This is a genomic window from Tsukamurella strandjordii, assembly GCF_039525985.1.
In the GTDB taxonomy this organism is placed as follows: domain Bacteria; phylum Actinomycetota; class Actinomycetes; order Mycobacteriales; family Mycobacteriaceae; genus Tsukamurella; species Tsukamurella strandjordii.
The window spans coordinates 411,342-427,436 of the sequence record NZ_BAAAII010000006.1 but is presented as its reverse complement, the minus strand read 5'-3'; the positions used below and the strand labels follow the sequence as shown (position 1 = coordinate 427,436).

Here is a 16,095-nt window from a genome sequence, read left to right as displayed (position 1 = left end):
CGACAGCCGGTCGTAGCGGGATAGGATTCGTACATATCCCGGGGCTCAGCCTCCCGGGCGGCAGGCAGCGACGAAGGAGAACGCGCAGTGGCAACCACCGACCTGGAGCGTCAGCAGAGCAATTCGACGGTCGACGAGGCCGACGTGCCCTCGAAGGACTGGGGCTGGAGCGGCAACGCACCGAACGCCGCCCGCGTCGCCGGCGTGCTGTTCGCGCTGCTCCTGCTGGGCATGACCATCGGCAACCACCCCGGCAAGACCGAGGACATCTGGCTGGTCGGCTTCGCCGTGGCCATCCTGGGTGCCATCGTGATCAACTGGTACTCCAGCCGCGGCAAGTGGAAGAACTGAGCTAGCCGCCCCGTTCCACCCGAGAACGCCTGACCCGCCGGGTCAGGCGTTTTCTTCTGCCGCGAGCTGACCGCAGGCCGCGGCGATCTCCTGACCGCGGGTATCGCGCACGGTGCACGAGACGCCCTGCGCGATCACCCGGCGCACGAACTCGTCCTGCCGGTCCTTCGGCGAGGCGTCCCACTCGCTGCCCGGCGTCGGGTTGAGCGGAATCAGGTTGACGTGCGCGAACTGGCCCAGCTTCTTGCGCAGCTTCTCGCCCAGCATGTCGGCCCGCCAGGGCTGATCGTTCACGTCCCGGATCAGCGCGTACTCGATGGACACGCGGCGGCCGGTCTTGTCGGCGTAGTAGCGGGCCGCGTCCAGCACCTCGGCCACGCTCCACCGGTTGTTCACCGGCACCAGGGTGTCGCGGAGCTCGTCGTCGGGGGTGTGCAGCGAGACGGCGAGCGTCACCGACAGGCCCTCGTCGGCCAGCTTGCGGATCGCGGGCGCGAGGCCCACGGTGCTCACGGTGACGTGGCGCTGCGAGATACCCAGGCCCTCGGGCGCGGGTGCGACGATCCGGCGCACGGCCTGCACCACCCGCTTGTAGTTGGCGAGCGGCTCCCCCATGCCCATGAAGACGACGTTCGACAGGCGCCCCGGCCCGCCGGCCACGTCGCCGTCCTGCATGGCCTTCGCGGCACTACGGACCTGGTCCACGATCTCGGCGGTGGAGAGGTTGCGATCGAGGCCGCCCTGGCCGGTGGCGCAGAACGGGCACGCCATACCGCAGCCGGCCTGGCTGGAGATGCACAGCGTGGCGCGGTCGGTGTACCGCATGAGCACCGATTCGAGCAGCGTGCCGTCGTGCAGGCGCCACAGCGTCTTGCGGGTGGTGCCACTGTCGGTGGCGATGTGCCGCACGGGCGTCATCAGCTCGGGCAGGAGCGCCTCGCCGACGGTGCCGCGCGCGGCGGCCGGGAGGTCGGTCATCGTGGCCGCGTCGGCCTCGAGCCGGCCGTAGTAGTGACGGGCGAGCTGGTTCGCGCGGAACTTGGGCAGACCGAGGTCGACGACGGCCTGCTGCAGCTCGTCGTCGGTGAGGTCGGCCAGGTGGCGCGGGGGCTTGCCGCGCTTGGGCGCGTCGAACACCAGGGGCAGAGAAGTACTCATGTCCACTCCAGTGTCCCACGGTTTCGCAGTGCGCGATCAGGTGGCAGGATATGCCGCATGGCAGCGAACGAAGACCGTGTTCGGGACAGCGAAGAGCCCGTGAAGATTCCGGCCTCGACCGACCCCGAGGAACAGTCCGGCGCGCCCGCGAAGAAGGACGGCGGGGTGACTCTCGACGCCTACGACCAGGTCAAGCACACCCGGTCGGCGTCGCTGTGGTCCGGGCTGGTCGGTGGCGCGGTGATCCTGCTCGTACTGCTCGCCTTCATCGTGCAGAACCAGCAGAACACCCAGATCAACCTGCTGTTCTGGGAGGCGAACCTGCCGCTGGGCGTGTCCCTGCTGATCGCGGCCATCCTGGGCGCGCTCGTCGTGGGTTCCGCGGGCGGCCTGCGGATCTTCCAACTGCGCCGCGCCGCGAAGAAGCTGCGCGACTGACATCCGGGCCGCCGTGAGCGCGACCGCGCCTCGGTGAAACGATGGGCGCATGCGTGCGTGGGTCGTCTGGTCGGTGGCGACGTTCGCCTATGTGATCGGTGTGCTGCAACGCACCTCGTTCGGGGTGTCGGGCACCGAGGCCGGTGAGCGGTACGGCGCGGCACCGGCGACGCTGTCCGCGTTCGTCGTGCTGCAGCTCGTGGTCTACGCGGGGATGCAGATCCCGGCGGGCCTGTTGCTCGACCGGTTCGGATCGCGTCGGCTCGTGTTCACGGGCGCGATGATCATGGCGGCCGGCCAGATGACGCTCGCGCTCACCGAGTCCCTCCCCGTGGCCATCGCCGGCCGCGTCGCCGTCGGCGTGGGCGATGCCCTCACCTTCGTCTCGGTGCTGCGTCTGGTGCCCGCCTGGTTCCCGGTGCGTCGCATCCCGCTCGTCACCCAGCTGACGGGCATGACCGGCCAGCTCGGCCAGATCCTGTCGGCCGTTCCCTTCCTGGCGCTGCTGCACGCGTCCGGGTGGACACCCGCCTACGTGGGCGCGGCCAGCCTCGGACTCGTCGCGGCGATCGCGGTGCTGACACTGGTCCGGGACGCGCCGCCCGACCGGGTGGCGCCGCGCGTCACCGTCCGCGTGGGCGACATCCCGGGCATCCTGCGGTCGACGTGGATGCACCCCGGTACCCGTCTCGGCTTCTTCACGCACATGGGCGCGATGTTCTCGGTGACCGCCTTCATGCTGATGTGGGGCGTGCCCTATCTGACTCTCGGACAGGGACTCCCGTCGAGTACGGCGGGTGCGATCGTCAGCTTCGGTGTGGTCGCGACGCTGGCATCGGGCCCCGTGATCGGCTACCTCACCGGTCGCTTCCCGCTGCGCCGCTCGTGGATGGTGATCGCGATCATCCTGGGGAGCGCCGCGGTGTGGACGGTGGTCCTGGTGCGCGACGAGCCGTCCCCCGTCTGGCTGCTGACGCTGCTGGTCCTGGTGATCTCGGTGGGCGGTCCGAGTTCGGCCATCGGCTTCGATTACGCGCGCTCGTTCAACACCACCCGGGTGTTGGGCACCGCGCAGGGCATGGTGAACATCGGCGGCTTCCTGGCGAGCCTGGTGCTGATCCAGGCGATGGGCTCGATCATGGGCTCGGGCGCAGGTCTCAGCTTCGACGGCTTCCGCGCCGCCTGGATGGCGCAGTACCCGCTGTGGGCGATCGCTCTGATCGGCGTGATCGTGACGCGCCGCAAGGCGCGTCGCCGGGAGAACATCACGCCGCGACCGCTGCGCGAGGTGGTGCGGCGGCGCCCGGCGAATCCGGCCGGCTAGCTCCCCATCAACGCGGTGAGCGCGGCCCACACCACGACGGCGCTGGGCAGCAGCGAGTCCAGGCGGTCCATGAGGCCGCCGTGGCCGGGCAGCAGGGTTCCCATGTCCTTGATCCCCAGATCGCGCTTGACCTGCGATTCCAGCAGGTCGCCGAGGGTTGCGGTGATCACCACGACCGGCCCCAGCAGCAGGCCCCACACCGGGTTCACGTCGAGCAGATACTTCAGCACCAGCACGGCGCCGATCGCGCCCGCGACCATCGAGCCGGCGAAGCCCTCCCAGGACTTCTTCGGGCTGATCGCGGGCACCATCGGATGCTTGCCGAAGAGCACTCCGGCGGCGTATCCGCCCACGTCGGAGCACACGACCAGGATGATGAGCGCCGCCACGCGCTGCGGCCCGCGGTTGTCGGGCAGCACGAGCATCGCGCCGAACGACGCGAACAGCGGGATCCAGGCGAGCACGAAGACGGTGGTGGAGATGTCGCGGGTGAAGGAGTTCGGGGCGGCGGTGCTCTGATGTCCCAGGAGCCGCCAGATCATCGACACCAGCACGGTGGCGGTGAACGCGGCGAGCACACCCTCGGGGCCGAGCGGCCAGCACAGCCAGATGATGGCCTGGCCGCCGATCAGCATCGGCCACAGTTCGAGGTTGGTGCCGGCGGCGCGGAACCGCTTGACCACCTCCCAGGTGGCCACCGCCACGGCGGCGGCGACGAGCGGCACCCACAGGTGCGGAGCGAACACCAGGATCGCGACGATCATCGCGCCCAGGCTTACGCCCACCGCGATGGCGGCGGGCAGGTTGCGTCCGGCACTGATCTGCCGCTTGGCCGGCGGCGCAGATCCGGCGCCGGGATCTCCGGTCGCCGATTCCGGGGTATCAGCCACGGCTAGACCTCCATCAGATCGGCTTCCTTGTGCTTGACCAGGTCATCGATCTGCGCCACGTACTTGGCGGTCGTCTTGTCGAGGTCCTTCTCGGCGCGTGCCACGTCGTCCTCGCCGGCGTCGCCGTCCTTCTCGATCTTGGCGAGCTGCTCATTGGCCTTGCGACGCACGTTGCGGATGGAGACCTTCGCGTCCTCGCCCTTGCTCTTGACCTGCTTGACCAGGTCGCGGCGGCGTTCCTCGGTGAGCTGCGGGATCGCGACGCGGATGAGCTGCCCGTCGTTGGTCGGGTTCACGCCGAGATCGGAGTTGCGGATCGCGGTCTCGATGTTGCCCAGCTGGTTGGCCTCGTAGGGCTTGATCACCACGAGGCGGGCCTCGGGGGTGGTGATGGAGCTGATCTGCGTGATCGGCGTGGGCGAGCCGTAGTAGTCCACGACCACCTTCGAGAACATCGAGGGGTTCGCGCGACCGGTGCGGATCGACTGAAAGTCCTCCCGGGCCACCGAGACGGCCTTCTCCATCTTCTCCTCGGCGTCGAAGAGTGCTTCGTCGATCACTGGTTTCGTCCTTCGTTCGTCAGTCGGTGAGGGGTGCGCGGCGGTCCGTCAGGGGCGGACCAGCGTGCCGATCTTGTGGCCGGCGACGGCGCGGGCGATGTTCCCCTCCACCAGGAGATTGAACACCAGCATCGGCATCTTGTTGTCCATGCAGAGGCTGAAGGCCGTCGCGTCGGCCACCTTGAGGCCCTTTTCCAGCGCCTCGCGGTGGGTGATCTCGGTGAACATGGTGGCATCGGGGTTGGTGCGCGGGTCGCTGTCGTAGACGCCGTCCACGGCCTTGGCCATGAGCACCACCTCGGCGCCGATCTCCAACGCGCGCTGTGCGGCGGTGGTGTCGGTGGAGAAGTAGGGCATGCCCATGCCCGCGCCGAAGATCACCACGCGGCCCTTCTCCAGGTGCCGCCGAGCGCGCAGCGGCAGGTAGGGCTCCGCGACCTGCCCCATGGTGATGGCCGTCTGCACGCGGGTGTCCACGCCCTCCTTCTGCAGGAAGTCCTGCAGAGCGAGGCAGTTCATCACGGTGCCGAGCATGCCCATGTAGTCGGACCGGGCGCGGTCCATGCCGCGGTTCTGCAGTTCGGCGCCGCGGAAGAAGTTGCCGCCGCCGATCACCACCGCGACCTCGTGGCCGCTGCGGGCCACTTCGGCGATCTGCTGCGCGACGGTGCTCACCACGTCGGGGTCGAGGCCCACCTCGCCGCCGCCGAACATCTCACCGCCCAGCTTGAGCAGCACGCGCTTGTAGCCGTGCCGCCCCTGTTCCTGTGGAGAGTCCTGCTGGGTTCCTTGGGCAACGTCTGTCACGGACCCCATCCTATGCGGGCCGATCGATTCCTCGGAGCCGGTCCTCGATCAGGTTGCCCACGGCGCGTTGTCCGGCGAGGGTCGGGTGCAGTCCGTTGGCCTCGGGCTCCTGCTCCTTGAGCTTCACTCCGCCCAGGGCCACATAGGGATCCGGCGAGCAGGCGGGCCGTTCGGTGGGCGGCGCGATGTAGAGGGCGCCGCGGTCGGCGGCCACCTCGGCGATGAGCTGTTCCATGCCGCGGTACCAGCGGCGCCAGTGGTCGACGTTCTCCGCGGGGATGCCCGCGCTGTCGAGGCAGGCGGCGTTCTCCGGGCCGGAGAGTGTGAACAGCGGCAGGTAGCCGACGAGCACGATGCGCACGTCCGGTGCGGCCGCTTTGCGGATCGCGTCGACGGTGGCCGCGTACTGGGCCCGGACGAAGGCCCATCCCTGGGTGCCGGGGAGGTTCTGTTCGGAGACGGCGCGGCATTGCTCGTCCGGCTCGGCGAAGCAGTGCATCACCACTCCCCCGAAGCCCATCGAGTTGGCGCCCGCGAGAACGGTCACCAGGCGGGTGTACGGTCCCACGCCGTACAGCTGCGGTGAGGTGTTCGGCTTCGGCGAGGGCTGCGTCAGATCGTCGAGGGTGGCGCCGGCGCACGCCCGGTCGGTGAAGGAGTAGGGCTGCAGCCGCTGGGCCAGCACGTGGCCGAGATCGTCGCCGTTGCGGGTGCACAGGTCCATCGCCTGCACCTTGCGGTGCGAGCCGGACGTCGCGTAGCTGTCGCCCATGGACACGTACTGGGCGCCGCCGGGAAGGTCGGGGATGTAGCTGGTCGCATTCGACTGGTAGTGCACGTAGCCGCTGCCGCCGCCGATGAAGGTGGAGGCCGCAGTCATCAGGATCAGGCACATCACGAGCGCGGCTGCGATCGCACGACGGGTCCTGGGCACCCCGGCGACACTACACAGCCGCAAACTCGCCTTCTCGCAGCGCGAGGTAGGCCGACGGGGTCATCCCCAGGAAATCGCGCACCTCGCGGCTCAGATGCGCCTGGTCGGAGAATCCGCGCCGGGCGGCGATCTCGGCGGGCCTGCCGCCGGCCTCGAGGTCGCGCCGGGCGGCGTCGAAGCGCATGAGGCGCGCCGCGGCCTTGATGCTCATGCCGAACTCGGCGGAGAACTTCATCGCCAGGTAGCGGGCCGACCACCCCGACCGCTGGGTGAGGTCGGCCACGGTGACCGCGCCCCGGTGGCGGGCGAGGTGGGCCCAGGCGGCGGCCGCGTCGGGCTGCACCTGGCGTGCGGTGCTCGCGTGCCGGGCGAGGACGCCCGCCGCGACGCGGGCGCGGTCGGCGGGTGCGGCGGCACCGACGCGGCCGGCCAGTTCGGCGGCGAGCTCGGGGTGCAGGTCGGTGAGTTCGATCGCCTCGCCGCCGAGTTCGGCCGCGGGGGCGCCGGTCAGGGCCCGGACCAGGCTCGGCGGCAGGTCCACCTGGACGCCGCGTTGCAGGCCCTCGTGGTGCACCAGGTAGGGCGCGTGGTGCATCCCCGAGATGCAGACCCGGAAGCTGGTCCTGCCGTCGAGGCCCGGCCCGGTGAGGTCGAGGCCGTCGCCGAGGTCGACGATCAGGGTGAGGGCCGGCGACGGGACGGCGAGGTGGGTGCCCGGGAGCACTCCGCCGATGTCGTACGCCACCGTGCGGGCGACGCCGGGCTCGGCTAGCCCGCGTACGTACCGAAACTCCACGTGTTGCCCTCCGAGTCGGCGATGGAGAAGCCTCGGGACCCATAGTCCTCTTCGGCCATGTCGCGCACCAGCGTGGCCTTCAGCTCGGTGGCGCGGGCGTACACCGCGTCGGGGTCGGTGACCACCACGTAGAGGCTGCCGCTTCCGGTGGGGACGGAGAAGGTCTTGTCCTGTTTGCAGGCGCTGTGGATCATGACGCGCCCGCCGTCGGGCCAGAGCATCTCGGAGTGGATCACCTCGCCGTCACCGTCGCCCTCGACGAGGATGCCGTCCTCGAAGCCGAGGCGGCGCAGCCATTCCCGCGCCGCGAGCGGATCGGTGTAGGTGAGTCCGGGCCAGATGTTGCTGTCTGTGCGTGTGGTGTTCATGCCTCAAGGCTGACAGCCGCCGCGCCGTTCGGGCTTGAAGAAATCCGCACGCCTCCATTGAACACAGTTACGACGATGAAAACCGCAGGTCGCGATGCACGGTCACGGTGTCGCAATCGGTGCGACGGCGGAAACGACGCGGGCCGGACAGTCGTGATGACTGTCCGGCCCGGGTCGTTGCTGCGGTGGAGGATTACTCCTGGCCGACCTCGAAGCGGGTGAAGGCGAGCACCTTCACGCCGGCCTCGTCCAGCACCTGCTGAACCGACTTCTTGCTGTCGGTCACGGACGGCTGGTCGGGGAGGACGGTGTCCTTGTAGTAGGCCACGGTCTTGCCCTCGACGATCTTCGACAGCGCCTGCTCCGGCTTGCCCTCGGCACGCGCGGTCTCCTCGGCGATGCGACGCTCGTTCTCGATGACGTCGGCCGGAACCTCGTCCCGGCTGGCGTAGCGCGCCTTGAGCGCGGCCACCTGCATGCCGGCGCCGCGAGCGGCCTCGGCAGCAGCGTCACCCTCGCCCGAGTACGAGACCAGGACGCCCACGGCGGGCGGCAGGTCCGAGCTGCGCTTGTGCAGGTAGACGGCCACGGGGCCGTCGTACCGAGCGACGCGACGCAGGACCAGCTTCTCGCCCAGCTTGGCCGAGGCGGCCTCGATGCGAGCGGCGACGGTCTCGCCGTCGATCGTCAGGGCCTCGACGGCCTCGACGGTGGCGGCGTCCGACGCGGCGGCGGCGGTCACGATGGCCTCGGCCAGCTCCTGGAACTCCGCGTTCTTAGCCACGAAGTCGGTCTCGGAGTTGAGCTCGATGAGCACGCCGTCCTTGGCGGCCACGAGGCCCTCGGCGGTGGAACGACCGGCACGCTTGCCGACGTCCTTCGCGCCCTTGATGCGCAGCACCTCGACGGCCTTGTCGAAATCGCCGTCGGTCTCGGTGAGCGCGTTCTTGCAGTCCATCATCCCCGACCCGGTGAGGTCGCGGAGACGCTTGACGTCAGCGGCGGTGTAGTTCGCCATGTATGCGGCTCCTTACGTAAGAGGGAAGGTCGTGCGACCGGAAAACGATCAGGCTTCCGGGGTCTCGGTGGGCGCCTCGGCCGGAGCCTCGGTGGCCTTGGCCTCGTCCGCCGCGGTGGCGACGGTGGCCGACTCCAGGAGCTCCTGCTCCCACTCGGCGAGGGGCTCGCCGGCGCCGGCCTCGGGCTTGGCGTCGCCACCGGCGACACCCGCGCGGGCCTGCACGCCCTCGGCCACGGCGGAAGCCACGACCTTGGTCAGCAGAGCGGCGGAGCGGATCGCATCGTCGTTACCCGGGATCGGGTAGTCGACGAGGTCGGGATCGCAGTTGGTGTCGAGGATCGCGATGACCGGGATACCCAGCTTGCGGGCCTCGCCCACGGCGATGTGCTCCTTGTTGGTGTCCACGACCCAGATGGCCGAGGGAACCTTGGCCATATCGCGGATACCGCCGAGGGTGCGCTCGAGCTTGTTCTTCTCACGCGTGAGCATGAGGATTTCCTTCTTGGTGCGACCCTCGAAGCCACCGGTCTGCTCCATGGTCTCCAGCTCCTTCATGCGCTGAAGACGCTTGTGGACCGTCTGGAAGTTGGTGAGCATGCCACCCAGCCAGCGCTGGTTCACGTAGGGCATACCGACGCGGGTCGCCTCTTCGGCGATGCTCTCCTGGGCCTGCTTCTTGGTGCCGACGAAGAGGACGGTGCCGCCGTGGGCAACGGTCTCCTTGACGAACTCGTAGGCCTTATCGATGTAGGTCAGCGTCTGCTGCAGATCGATGATGTAGATGCCGTTGCGGTCGGTGAAGATGAAACGCTTCATCTTCGGGTTCCACCGGCGGGTCTGATGACCGAAGTGCGCGCCGCTGTCCAGCAGCTGCTTCATGGTTACGACAGCCATGATGCCTCTTTCGTAGTTGCAGTTTCACACGCCGCGACTGCCCCGAATCCACTGGTCAGCGGTTCGAGACGGTGCGCGGTGTCCTGGTGTTCCGCCGCGCTGCACTCCCTCGTGCGAGGGAGACCGCGCTGCACGGCACGCCCATGGGGCGCCTGGGGAACACGCGTAGTCACTCCGCCATCGGGACGGAGCGCGAATCCAGTGTACGCCGCGGGCGACGACCTGCGAAATCGTCGTTTCAGCGCAGGTCGGCGAACGCGCCGAGGTCAGGCGTCGACGGGATCGGTGCGGCGCTCCTCGGCCCGCTTGTCCCAGAAGTCGGCGCCCACGATGCCCAGGCCGGCCGGGTCGAACTGCGGGTCGATCCCCAGTTTCTGTTGGCGCTCGAAGTCGCGCAGCGCGGCGAACGCGGCGTTCTGCAGGACGAGGATGCCGAGCACGTTGAGCCAGGCCATCAGGCCGACACCGAGGTCGCCCATCGCCCAGGCGTCCTTGGCCTCGGAGACCGCCCCGATCGCGACGGATACCAGGATCAGGGCCTGCAGGAGGATCGTGAGCGTGCGCCCGAGCGGCGAGTTCAGGCCGGGGATCACGAAGGTCGCCGCGCGTCCGAGGAGGAAGCGCAGGTTGGTCTCGGCCATGTAGTAGTACGCGACGATGGTGGTGAAGCAGAAGAAGGCCAGTGAGATCGCGATGAAGCTCGCGCCGGCGCCGTTGAAGACGGTGTCGAAGCCCTGCTGGGGATAGGCGGGGCCCACAGTGGGGTCGCCGGTGAGCGCGCCGCCGTCGGCGATCACGGGCGCGGTCTGGTCGTCGCCGTCGAACACTCGGTAAGCGCCGGTGCTGAGGATGAGGAAACCGGTGGCGGAGCAGACGAAGAGGGTGTCGACGTACACGGCGAAGGCCTGGACCAGGCCCTGCTTCGCCGGGTGGCTGACCTCGGCCGCCGCCGCGGCGTGGGGGCCGGTTCCCTGCCCCGCCTCGTTGGAGTAGATGCCGCGCTTGACGCCCCACATGATCGCCGCGCCGACGGCGCCGCCGATTCCCGCCTCCAGGCCGAACGCGGAGGCGATCACCAGTTTGAAGACCTCGGGGACGGCCGACGCGTTGAAGGCCATCACGATGAGCGCGGCCGCGATGTAGACGATGGCCATGAAGGGCACGACCACGGTGGCGAAGGTGGCGATCCGCTTGACGCCGCCGATGATCACGAAGGCGAGCACGATCACGATGCCGACCGCGGCCACCCAGGGCTGGACGCCCCAGGCGCCGTCCATCGCGACGGCCATCGAGTTGGCCTGGACCATCGGCATCAACAGCCCGCAGGCCAGCACAGTGACCGCGGCGAAGGCGAGGCCGTACACCCGGCCGGCGAGGGCGAATCGGGTGTGCGCCCAGGCGCGGGAGAAGTAGTAGGCGGGGCCGCCGCGGTACTCCCCCGTGAGCCGGTCGCGTTCCTTGTAGATCTGGCCCAGCGTGCACTCGACGAAGGAGGTGGACGCGCCGAGGAAGGCCATCACCCACATCCAGAACAGCGCACCCGGGCCACCGAAGGCGATGGCGGTGGCCACACCGGCGATGTTGCCGGTTCCGACCCGGCCGGCCAACGAGATCGCCAGGGCCTGAAAGGAGCTCACTCCGTCGTCGGACTTCTCGCCGCCGACGAGCTGCTTGATCATCGTGGGGATCTGCCGCACCTGGACGAACCGGGACCGGATGCTGAAGTACACCCCCGCGCCGAGGCAGAGGAACACCAGGGGCGGGCTCCAGACGTACGTGTTCAGCGTGGCGATCAGCTCCGACATGGCCCCGACCGTAACCAGTACATCGGCGCAGTGGCGGCGTTATACCAATTCGAAACAAACATTTTCCAAAGCGTCATCAAAGACGGCGGTCACTCGCTGAAGAGCTCCTCGAGGTGCTTGTCGACGGCGGCCAGGGCTCCCGCGGGGGCGATGACGCCGAGGTCGAGCAGGGGCGTCAGGCCGGTGAGGGCGAGGAGACGGTCGGCCTCGACCTCGGGGTCGCGCCGGGCGTCGATACTGCCATCCGCGATCGCCTGCGCGAGGAGGGAGACCACCTGGGCTCGCCCGGCGAGCATGCCCTCGCGGGTGCGCGCGCGCACGTTCTCGTCGTGCAGCGCTTCCAGGACGTAGGCCGCGCTCATCCGACTGGTCGCCCGCGCGTCGTCGTGGAGGGGCAACATCTCGGCGACGGTCAGCCGCAGCACCTCGCGCGGATGCGGCGCGTCTCCGAGCTCCGCCAATCCGCTCGCCACCCGCGCCGCGGTCCGTTCCGCGGCGAAGTCCATGGCGAAGGTCAGCAACTCCTGGCGGCTCGCGAAGTAGTGCTGGAGCTGCCCGTGAGACATGCCGGCCTCCTTCGCCACCTCGCGCAGGCTCAGCCGGAGCACGCCCCGGGTGTTCACCACCTGCCACAGCGCACGGGCAATGGTCTCCCGGCGCTCTCGATGATCGACCTGCTTCGGCATCGACCGCCCCTCCTGTTTCAATACGCTTGAAATAATACAACTGGCTGATAACGTCGAGGGGACGACACGCCACAGAGAGGTGATCGATATGAGCGAGCATCCCCGCGTCAGCACCGCCGAGGGCATCGTCGAAGGCGAGCACGTCGGGGGCACCGCGATCTACCGCGGCATCCCGTACGCGCAGCCGCCCATCGGGGCGCTGCGCTTCGCCGCCCCAGCGCCGGTCCCCCACTGGGACGGGGTCCGGCCCGCGATCGAGTTCGGTCCCCCGCCACCGCAATCCGGTCCCGGTCCACAGGCGGCGGCGTCGGACGATGCGAATTGGCTCACCGTCACCGTGTGCACCCCGGCCCCTGCCCGGCCTTCCGGCTCCGGACTGCCGGTCCTGGTGTGGATCTCCTGCGGCGGCTACATGGCCGGCACCGCGGCGGACCCGATGTTCGATCCCACCGCGCTCGCGAGTGAGGGCCTCGTGGTCGTGATCGTCCAGTGCCGGATGGGCGCCGAGGGCTTCGCGCTGCTGGACGGTGCACCGTCGAACCGAGGCCTGCTCGACCAGATCGCCGCGCTCGAGTGGATCCAGAGGAACATCGCGGCGTTCGGCGGCGACCCCGACGCGGTGACCATCTCGGGCACGTCGGGCGGCGCGGGATCGGTCGCCGCCCTGCTCACGATCCCGTCGGCGCGGCCCCTGTTCCGGCGGGCCATCACCCATTCGGTCCCCGGCCTGAACATCACCCCGGCGCTGGCATCGGAGGTCACGGACGCGCTCGCGGAACGTCTCGGCGTCGCGCCGACAGCGGCGGGGTTCGCAGAAGTCCCGCCGCAACGTCTCGCCGAGGAGGTCACGGCGCTGTGCGTCGACTCCCCCGCCCACCGGGAACGATGGGGCCGCCTCGCCCGGCTCGGGATCGTCGTGTGCCCGATCATCGACGGGGACCTCCTGTCGGAGACCCCGTGGGACGCGCTCAGTTCCGGCGGCGCCCCGGGCATCGACCTGCTCGCCGGGCACATGCGCGACGAGTTCCGCCTGTTCAGCATCATGATGGGCCTGCGCGGCACCTTCACGGAGGACGACGCGGCCACGGCACTGGAGGGCTTCGCGCCCGGCGATCCCGCCGAGTACCGCGCCGCGTACCCGGACGCGACGGCGGACCACATGGTGGAGATCGTGTACTCGGACGCCACGTTCCGCATGCCGACGGCGCTGCTCGCGGAGGCGAACGCCGAGGCGGGAGGCACCTCGTTCCTGTTCGAGATGCAATACGCCTCCGAGGTCTACGGCGCCTGCCACAGCATCGACGTCCCGCTCGCCTTCGGAACCCTGGACTGCCCCACCGGCGTCCTCTTGTTCGGCGAGGACGCGCCGGACGGGGCGCGCGCGGTGTCGGATGAGCTGCTCCACACCTGGGTTCGGTTCTGCGCCACCGGCGACCCGGGCTGGCCCCGCTACGACACGGATCTGCGGAGCACCCGACTCCTCGACGCCCCGTCGACGACGGCGCCGTATCCGGAGGAACGGTCGCGCCGGATCTGGCAGGGCCGTCCGCCGGCACCGTTCGCCCCCGCCTGAGCGAGTGCCGGCAGCGATGGCACCACCGGTCCACGTCACCACCTGGCAGCCCACAGATCCGAGCCGCCGGGGCGCTACGCCCGCGATCTTCGTGCACGGCGTCCTCACCTGGGGTGACGACGCCGCGTACGGCTTCGCCGCGCAGCGTCCGCTCGCCGACGAGAGGCGCCTGCTGCTCGTGGACCGCCGCGGCTACGGCCGGTCCCCCGACCCGGATCGGAGCGACTTCGACGTGGACGCCGAGGATCTCGTCGCGCTCCTCGACACCTGCCCGGAGGGCGCGCACCTCGTCGGGCACTCGAACGGCGGACTCGCGGCGATGCTCGCCGCGGCGCGACGCCCGGGGGCCGTGCGATCGCTGACCCTGATCCAGCCGTCGGCTCTGCAAGCGGCCGCGGATCACCCGGCGGTGCGCGACCTGCTGGCCCGCGTCCAGGCCGGGCCCGCAGCAGGCACGCTCGACCTGGATCCGGCCGAGTTCCTCCGACTTTCGACCGAGGGCATGGGGATGACGATGCCTGCGCCGACTCCCGAGCGGCTGCGCGCCGCAGGAACGTCGATGCGTGAGCGACCGGTGTGGGAGGCGGATCCGCCCCTGCAGCCGCTGGCCGCCGCGCCGTGGCCCGCACTGGTCATCACCGGCACGTGGGAGGACGCTCCCGAGGAGTACCGGCGGTACGCGGGCGAACCGCTCCTCGCCTGCGCGGACGCGGTGGCCGACCGGATCGGCGCCCAGCGACTGCGCGTGCCCGGGTACTACCCGCACACCCAGCACCCCGCGGAGGTGAACGCCGCGCTGCGCCGCTTGTGGCGGGACTCAGTTCGGTAAAGCGCGCGGCGAGGCCGTCGAGCAGGAAGCGCACGGGGCCGTCGAAGCGCTCGTCCGGCGCGCCCCAGGCGTCGACCCGGCCTGCGCCGACGCGGGTGGTGCTCACGCTGTAGCGGAGACCCGCTCCTCGGCCGACTCGTCGGCGTAGACGTCCTTGCGCGGCGCGTTGTAGGCGTCCTCGTCGAGGATGCCCTCCTGCTTCGCGACGAGCGTGGGCACCAGCGCCTGGCCGGTCACGTTGAGCGCGGTGCGCCCCATGTCGACGATCGGCTCTACCGCCAACAGCAGGCCGGCACCGGCGAGCGGGAGACCCAAGGTCGACAGCGTCAGGGTGAGCATCACTGTGGCGCCGGTGGTTCCGGCCGTGGCGGCGGAACCGATCACCGCCACCACCACGATCAGCAGGTAATCGGTGAACCGGAGGTCGATGTGGAAGTACTGGGCCACGAAGATCGCGGCGATGGCCGGGTAGATCGCGGCACAGCCGTCCATCTTGGTGGTGGCGCCCAGCGGTACCGCGAACGAGGCGTACTCGCGCGGCACGCCCAGGTTCCGCTCGGTGACGCGCTCGGTCACCGGGAGGGTGCCGATCGAACTGCGGGAGACGAAGCCGAGCTGCGCCGCGGGCCACACTCCGGAGAAGAACTGCTTGACCGAAAGCCCGTGCGCACGAACGAGGATCGGATACACCACGAACCCGACGATCGCGAGGCCCAGGTAGATCGCGCCCGTGAAGGCGCCGAGCGAGCCGATCGAGCTCCAGCCGTAGGTGGCCACCGCGTTGCCGATCAGGGCGGCGGTACCGATCGGCGAGAGCCGGATGATCCACCACAGCACCTTCTGCACGATCGCCAGCAGCGAGGCGTTGAACTGCAGGAAGGGCTCGGCCTTCTGACCCACCTTGAGTGCGGCGATGCCGATGGCGATCGCGATCACCAGGACCTGGAGCACGTTGAAGCTCAGCGATACCGAGCCGTTCGACAGCTTCGCCTGCAGGCCGAGGAAGTTCGACGGCACCAGGCCGGTGAGGAAGGCCCACCAGGAGCCCGAGCTCGAGGGCGCCTTGCCCTCCCCTGTCACCGTGGTGTGCTCACCGGGCTGCAGCACCAGGCCCAAGATGATGCCGATCACCACGGCGATGAACGCGGTGATCGCGAACCATACGAGCGTCTTGGCGGCCAGTCGCGCGGCGTTGGTCACGTTGCGCAGGTTGGCGATCGACGCGACCACGGCGGTCACCACCAGGGGCACCACGGCGACCGTCAGCAGTTTGACGTAGCTGGTTCCGATGGTGTCGAGGGTTCCGGCGAGCCAGTTCTCGTTCCCGTCGGCGGCCGGGCCCATCCGGCGGGCGAGCAGGCCGAGCAGCACGCCCACGACGAGGCCGACCGTGATCTGGAAGCCGAAGTTCTTGAATAGCGGAGGAATACGTGAGGGAGCATTCGCCGAGGTCGCGGCAGTGGACATGACAGACGTCCTTAGAGAGATGTGGTCCTGGAATCAGGAAGAGGGTGCGGGTGGGCGGACGGGCGTCAGCGGCGACAGAGCGCGCTGGCCGTCTGCACCTGGTCGACGAACCGTCGACTCGTCAGGAGACACTGCACCGGACCACGGTAGCGCCCCGGCGGACCGTTGAGCGAACCGCGGTCCGCGTAGGGTGA

The 16,095-nt window shown here is 69.6% G+C and carries 17 protein-coding genes; 5 read left to right on the top strand and 12 right to left on the bottom strand.

Annotated elements, in window-relative coordinates; genetic code table 11:
* The first annotated feature begins 87 nt into the window (after positions 1 to 87).
* Positions 88 to 351, top strand: coding sequence for a DUF2631 domain-containing protein (locus ABD108_RS13230; RefSeq protein WP_255585837.1), 264 nt, complete (start codon positions 88 to 90; stop codon positions 349 to 351).
* A gap of 42 nt (positions 352 to 393) precedes the next feature.
* On the opposite strand, the gene rlmN is transcribed toward ABD108_RS13230, so the two are convergent.
* Entirely contained in the window at positions 394 to 1,509 is a 1,116-nt protein-coding gene (gene rlmN / locus ABD108_RS13225; protein ID WP_220659271.1) for a dual-specificity RNA methyltransferase RlmN, read from the bottom strand.
* Between the two features lie 57 nt (positions 1,510 to 1,566).
* Between rlmN and ABD108_RS13220 the strand changes: the two genes are divergently transcribed.
* Both ABD108_RS13220 and ABD108_RS13215 read left to right on the top strand, forming a co-directional pair.
* Positions 1,567 to 1,947, top strand: coding sequence for a LapA family protein (locus tag ABD108_RS13220; RefSeq protein WP_220659272.1), 381 nt, complete (start codon positions 1,567 to 1,569; stop codon positions 1,945 to 1,947).
* Between the two features lie 49 nt (positions 1,948 to 1,996).
* A complete protein-coding gene (locus ABD108_RS13215) occupies positions 1,997 to 3,271 on the top strand; it encodes an MFS transporter (RefSeq protein ID WP_305110898.1) in 1,275 nt (424 codons plus the stop codon).
* Here the strand turns inward: ABD108_RS13215 and ABD108_RS13210 are convergent.
* The 10 genes from ABD108_RS13210 to ABD108_RS13165 form a co-directional block, all read right to left on the bottom strand.
* On the bottom strand, positions 3,268 to 4,161 hold the full coding sequence (locus ABD108_RS13210) for a phosphatidate cytidylyltransferase (protein ID WP_220659274.1): 894 nt from the start codon (positions 4,159 to 4,161) through the stop codon (positions 3,268 to 3,270). The two genes, ABD108_RS13215 and ABD108_RS13210, sit on opposite strands and share 4 nt — an antisense overlap.
* Before the next feature lie 2 nt (positions 4,162 to 4,163).
* Complete coding sequence (gene frr, locus ABD108_RS13205; RefSeq protein ID WP_220659275.1) at positions 4,164 to 4,721, bottom strand: ribosome recycling factor; 558 nt, start codon at positions 4,719 to 4,721, stop codon at positions 4,164 to 4,166.
* 48 nt (positions 4,722 to 4,769) lie between these two features.
* Positions 4,770 to 5,537, bottom strand: a complete 768-nt coding sequence (gene pyrH / locus ABD108_RS13200) for a UMP kinase (protein ID WP_343930514.1) — start codon at positions 5,535 to 5,537, stop codon at positions 4,770 to 4,772.
* 1 nt (position 5,538) lies between these two features.
* Positions 5,539 to 6,462 carry an SGNH/GDSL hydrolase family protein gene (locus ABD108_RS13195; RefSeq protein WP_305110900.1) on the bottom strand — a complete coding sequence of 308 codons (924 nt, stop codon included), beginning with the start codon at positions 6,460 to 6,462 and terminating at the stop codon, positions 5,539 to 5,541.
* Between the two features lie 10 nt (positions 6,463 to 6,472).
* The gene (locus ABD108_RS13190; RefSeq protein ID WP_305110901.1) at positions 6,473 to 7,258 is read right to left on the bottom strand and encodes a helix-turn-helix domain-containing protein; all 786 of its coding nucleotides are present in this window, start codon (positions 7,256 to 7,258) and stop codon (positions 6,473 to 6,475) included.
* A complete protein-coding gene (locus ABD108_RS13185; RefSeq protein WP_305110903.1) occupies positions 7,231 to 7,626 on the bottom strand; it encodes a VOC family protein in 396 nt (131 codons plus the stop codon). Before ABD108_RS13185 ends, ABD108_RS13190 begins: the two co-directional genes overlap by 28 nt.
* A 193-nt stretch (positions 7,627 to 7,819) precedes the next feature.
* Positions 7,820 to 8,644, bottom strand: a complete 825-nt coding sequence (gene tsf, locus ABD108_RS13180) for a translation elongation factor Ts (protein ID WP_220659280.1) — start codon at positions 8,642 to 8,644, stop codon at positions 7,820 to 7,822.
* 48 nt (positions 8,645 to 8,692) lie between these two features.
* Positions 8,693 to 9,541, bottom strand: coding sequence for a 30S ribosomal protein S2 (rpsB, locus tag ABD108_RS13175; protein ID WP_220659281.1), 849 nt, complete (start codon positions 9,539 to 9,541; stop codon positions 8,693 to 8,695).
* A 266-nt stretch (positions 9,542 to 9,807) separates the two neighbouring features.
* Positions 9,808 to 11,346, bottom strand: a complete 1,539-nt coding sequence (locus ABD108_RS13170) for an alanine/glycine:cation symporter family protein (protein ID WP_343930513.1) — start codon at positions 11,344 to 11,346, stop codon at positions 9,808 to 9,810.
* A gap of 89 nt (positions 11,347 to 11,435) precedes the next feature.
* A complete protein-coding gene (locus ABD108_RS13165; protein ID WP_343930512.1) occupies positions 11,436 to 12,032 on the bottom strand; it encodes a TetR/AcrR family transcriptional regulator in 597 nt (198 codons plus the stop codon).
* Positions 12,033 to 12,120: 88 nt separating this feature from the next.
* Between ABD108_RS13165 and ABD108_RS13160 the strand changes: the two genes are divergently transcribed.
* Positions 12,121 to 13,605, top strand: a complete 1,485-nt coding sequence (locus tag ABD108_RS13160; RefSeq protein WP_343930511.1) for a carboxylesterase/lipase family protein — start codon at positions 12,121 to 12,123, stop codon at positions 13,603 to 13,605.
* A gap of 16 nt (positions 13,606 to 13,621) precedes the next feature.
* Complete coding sequence (locus ABD108_RS13155; protein ID WP_220659285.1) at positions 13,622 to 14,434, top strand: alpha/beta fold hydrolase; 813 nt, start codon at positions 13,622 to 13,624, stop codon at positions 14,432 to 14,434.
* A 102-nt stretch (positions 14,435 to 14,536) separates the two neighbouring features.
* Here the strand turns inward: ABD108_RS13155 and ABD108_RS13150 are convergent, their stop codons facing one another.
* Complete coding sequence (locus tag ABD108_RS13150; RefSeq protein ID WP_220659286.1) at positions 14,537 to 15,901, bottom strand: dicarboxylate/amino acid:cation symporter; 1,365 nt, start codon at positions 15,899 to 15,901, stop codon at positions 14,537 to 14,539.
* Between the last annotated feature and the right edge of the window lie 194 nt (positions 15,902 to 16,095).

Excerpts from the sequence above, each read along its gene's own strand:
- rlmN (WP_220659271.1), bottom strand. The coding sequence starts at position 1,509 with ATGAGTACTTCTCTGCCCCTGGTGTTCGACGCGCCCAAGCGCGGCAAG.
- ABD108_RS13220 (WP_220659272.1), top strand. The coding sequence starts at position 1,567 with ATGGCAGCGAACGAAGACCGTGTTCGGGACAGCGAAGAGCCCGTGAAG.
- ABD108_RS13215 (WP_305110898.1), top strand. The coding sequence starts at position 1,997 with ATGCGTGCGTGGGTCGTCTGGTCGGTGGCGACGTTCGCCTATGTGATC.
- pyrH (WP_343930514.1), bottom strand. The coding sequence starts at position 5,537 with ATGGGGTCCGTGACAGACGTTGCCCAAGGAACCCAGCAGGACTCTCCA.
- ABD108_RS13185 (WP_305110903.1), bottom strand. The coding sequence starts at position 7,626 with ATGAACACCACACGCACAGACAGCAACATCTGGCCCGGACTCACCTAC.
- tsf (WP_220659280.1), bottom strand. The coding sequence starts at position 8,644 with ATGGCGAACTACACCGCCGCTGACGTCAAGCGTCTCCGCGACCTCACC.
- rpsB (WP_220659281.1), bottom strand. The coding sequence starts at position 9,541 with ATGGCTGTCGTAACCATGAAGCAGCTGCTGGACAGCGGCGCGCACTTC.
- ABD108_RS13170 (WP_343930513.1), bottom strand. The coding sequence starts at position 11,346 with ATGTCGGAGCTGATCGCCACGCTGAACACGTACGTCTGGAGCCCGCCC.
- ABD108_RS13165 (WP_343930512.1), bottom strand. The coding sequence starts at position 12,032 with ATGCCGAAGCAGGTCGATCATCGAGAGCGCCGGGAGACCATTGCCCGT.
- ABD108_RS13160 (WP_343930511.1), top strand. The coding sequence starts at position 12,121 with ATGAGCGAGCATCCCCGCGTCAGCACCGCCGAGGGCATCGTCGAAGGC.
- ABD108_RS13155 (WP_220659285.1), top strand. The coding sequence starts at position 13,622 with ATGGCACCACCGGTCCACGTCACCACCTGGCAGCCCACAGATCCGAGC.
- ABD108_RS13150 (WP_220659286.1), bottom strand. The coding sequence starts at position 15,901 with ATGTCCACTGCCGCGACCTCGGCGAATGCTCCCTCACGTATTCCTCCG.